This is a genomic window from Tardiphaga sp. (genome assembly GCF_025356345.1).
In the GTDB taxonomy this organism is placed as follows: Bacteria; Pseudomonadota; Alphaproteobacteria; order Rhizobiales; family Xanthobacteraceae; genus Tardiphaga.
The window spans coordinates 1-3,044 of sequence record NZ_JANXTC010000024.1 but is presented as its reverse complement, the minus strand read 5'-3'; the positions used below and the strand labels follow the sequence as shown (position 1 = coordinate 3,044).

Below are 3,044 nucleotides of genomic sequence, written 5' to 3'. Positions count from 1 at the left end.
TGCAGAATTTCGATCAGCTCATCGTTGCACGCGCACTGCTGGGCCTGGGCTTCGGCGGCGAATGGGCTGCGGGCGCGGTGCTGATGGGCGAAGCGATCCGAGCGCAATATCGCGGCCGCGCGGTCGGTTCGGTGCAATCGGGCTGGGCGGTCGGATGGGGCCTCGCGGTGCTTTCGCAGGCGATCCTGTTCTCGTATCTGCCGCCGGAGATGGCATGGCGCTGGATGTTCGCGGTCGGCGCGCTGCCGGCGCTGCTGGTACTCTATTTGCGCCGCTATGTGCAGGAGCCGGCGATCGCCGTCGAGACCCGGGCGCGGCAGAAGGCCAGCGGCGACCGGCCGAAGCTGCGGGAGATCTTTGCCGGACCGATGCTGAAGACCACGGTGCTTGCCTCGCTGGCCGCCACCGGCTGTCAGGGCGGCTACTACGCCATTACCTTCTGGGTGCCGCGTTTCCTCACCACCGAGCGCAAGCTGTCGGTGGTGTCATCGACCGGCTACCTCGCCGCGCTGATCATCGGCTCCTTCGTCGGTTATCTCGTGGGCGCGTGGCTGGCCGACAAGATCGGACGCCGCAACCTGTTCCTGACCTTTTCGCTGGGCGCCATTGCGATCATCATCATCTATACACAGGTGCCGCTCACCAATGAGGTGCTGTGGCTGCTGGGCTTCCCGCTCGGCTTCTTCGCCTCCGGCTACTTCTCGGGCATGGGCGCCTTCCTCACCGAGCTGTATCCGACGCGGCTGCGCGGCTCGGGCCAGGGTTTCTGCTATAATTTCGGTCGTGGCATCGGCGCCCTGTTCCCGTTCCTGGTCGGCGCCCTCTCCACCACCACGACGCTGGGCAATGCGATCGCGATCTTCGCGGTGCTGGCCTATGGATTGTTCTTCATGGCCGCCTTTGCGCTGCCCGAAACGCGCGGGCGCATCCTTTACGCCGAGGCATAAGCATGGTGAGCGCTCGTCTGCCATGCAGGCGAGCGCTCGCTGACGCGACGCCGCATGGCCAAGACAACCCCGGGCGGCAACGTCTCGCTCCGGTGACGTCCGGTCTGACGCATCAGGCTGCTCCGCCGTGCAGCAGGGTGCGCGGCCGTCAACCCTTGGCACTACACTTCAGGTTTCAACGCCGGCGATCGGATCAATCAGCATGACGGTAACGACAAAATCGGATCACGCCCCGGCCTGTCCGGGCCCGCTTGCCGTGCAGCACGGCGCCACCCGATTCCAGGTGCCGCGCGGCGCCGTCGATACGCATGCCCATGTGATCGGGCTGCCGCCGGCCTACCCCTTCGTGGCGGCCCGCAGCTACACGCCGCCCGAAGCCACCGCCGCCGACTATCTGGCGATGCTCGATGCCACCGCCATGAGCCATGGCGTGCTGACGCAGGTCAGTGTGCATGGCACCGACAACCGGCTGTTGATCAAAACGCTGCAGGCGCATCGCGCGCGGCTGCGCGGGATCGCGGTGATCCCGCTGGATTGTCCGGAGCGCGAGCGCGCCGCGCTGAAGGATGCCGGCGTGGTCGGCCTGCGCATGAACGTGTTGTATGGCGGCGGCGTCGGCTTCGCGCAGCTCGAGGATTATGCCGCCCTGTGCGCGGAGATGGGCTGGCATCTCCAGTTCCTGATCGACGCTGGCGACATTCCGGCGATGATCCCGCGTTTCGCCCGACTGAAGGTCCCGTTCCTCATCGACCATATGGGTCACTTCCCCACCACGCGCGGCACGGACGATGCCGGCTTCCAGGCCCTGCTCGGCCTGGTTCGGGACGGCGCCTGGGTGCGACTGTCCGGCGCCTACCGCACCAGCGTGCAGGGCGGCCCGCCTTACAGCGACACGATCCCGTTCGCGCGGCTGCTGGTGGAGGCCAATCCCGAGCGCTGCGTGTGGGGGTCGGATTGGCCGCACGTCGCCAATTGGGACGTGATGATGGGCGTCAGCCAGTTGCTGGATCTGCTGCATGACTGGGCGCCGGTCGAGGCCGTTCGTCATCGCATCCTGGTGGACAATCCGCGGCGCCTGTTCGGATTTCCTGCGATAAATCCACCCGGGTGATATTGACCTATTTATTAGCCGGGTATAATTATCCCGGATCGTTCCTGAACGGGCGTCACCATGGCCGCGCTTTCACCATCTTTTACCTCCTTTGCCGGAGACCGGCTGCTGGCATCAGGGTCGCTGGCCGAGGTCGCGATCGCCATCAAGATCGCGACCGGCAACCTCCCCGACCCGATCCTGATTTTCGACAATGCCACCGGCCAGTCCCTTGATCTCGACCTGCGCGGCAGCCACCGCGAGATCATTGCCCGTCTGCCGCTCCCGACGCCGGTCGAATTGAAGGCCGAGACATCCGTCGAGCCACGCGGCCGCGGCCGGCCGCGGCTCGGCGTGGTCGCCCGCGAAGTAACGCTGCTGCCGCGGCATTGGGACTGGCTCGGCGCTCAGCCCGGCGGCGCGTCGGTAACGCTGCGTAAACTGGTCGAGGAAGCCCGCCGCGCCAATGGCGATCGCGACCGTCAGCGCGCAGCGCGTGACGCGGCCTATCACTTCATGTCGGCGATGGCCGGCAACCTGCCGAACTTCGAGGAAGCGTCGCGCGCGCTGTTCGCGGATGACCGGCACGGCCTCGCGCGGCTTATCGCCGACTGGCCCACCGATATTCGCGACCACATCGTGTTGCTCGCGTTTCGTGATGTGGCGAAGCCGGCCAGCGGTTGATCCCGCCTCGATGAGCAGATAGGCTTGCTTGAAATGACACTGATCATATAAGGCGGCCACCAAGCCGCTAGCGAAGGGAGCCCGCCATGAGTCACTCATCCCCGCTTTTCCTGTTCGATTTCGGCAGCCCCAACGCCTATCTCAGCCACGAGGCCATCCCAGCCATCGAGGCGCGGACCGGCGCCCACTTCGCCTATGTCCCGGTGCTGCTCGGCGGCATCTTTAAGGCCACCAACAACAAGTCACCGGCCGAAGCGCTGGCGGGCATCAAGAACAAGCGCGAGTTTCATGAGATCGAGACCGAGCGTTTCATCGCGCGCTTC

Annotated in this window: 3 protein-coding genes and 1 pseudogene; all 4 read left to right on the top strand. The window is 65.8% G+C overall.

The window, feature by feature from the left end; translation table 11 throughout:
• Positions 1–947 (top strand): MFS transporter (locus tag Q0S16_RS01225; RefSeq protein WP_295844133.1); only part of this gene is annotated, 947 nt, incomplete at its 5' end.
• Positions 948–1,149: 202 nt separating this feature from the next.
• Positions 1,150–2,058: an amidohydrolase family protein gene (locus Q0S16_RS01220; protein ID WP_295844130.1), complete on the top strand. Its 909-nt coding sequence runs from the start codon at positions 1,150–1,152 to the stop codon at positions 2,056–2,058.
• 60 nt (positions 2,059–2,118) lie between these two features.
• Positions 2,119–2,721 (top strand): DUF2239 family protein, encoded by a 603-nt coding sequence (locus Q0S16_RS01215; protein ID WP_295844128.1) that lies wholly within the window; start codon positions 2,119–2,121, stop codon positions 2,719–2,721.
• 86 nt (positions 2,722–2,807) lie between these two features.
• Positions 2,808–3,044 (top strand): annotated as a pseudogene (locus Q0S16_RS01210) (2-hydroxychromene-2-carboxylate isomerase); the annotation flags it as partial.

What these genes read in the sequence shown, in the direction of transcription:
- Q0S16_RS01220 (WP_295844130.1), top strand. Translation starts at nt 1,150, where the DNA reads ATGACGGTAACGACAAAATCGGATCACGCCCCGGCCTGTCCGGGCCCG.
- Q0S16_RS01215 (WP_295844128.1), top strand. Translation starts at nt 2,119, where the DNA reads ATGGCCGCGCTTTCACCATCTTTTACCTCCTTTGCCGGAGACCGGCTG.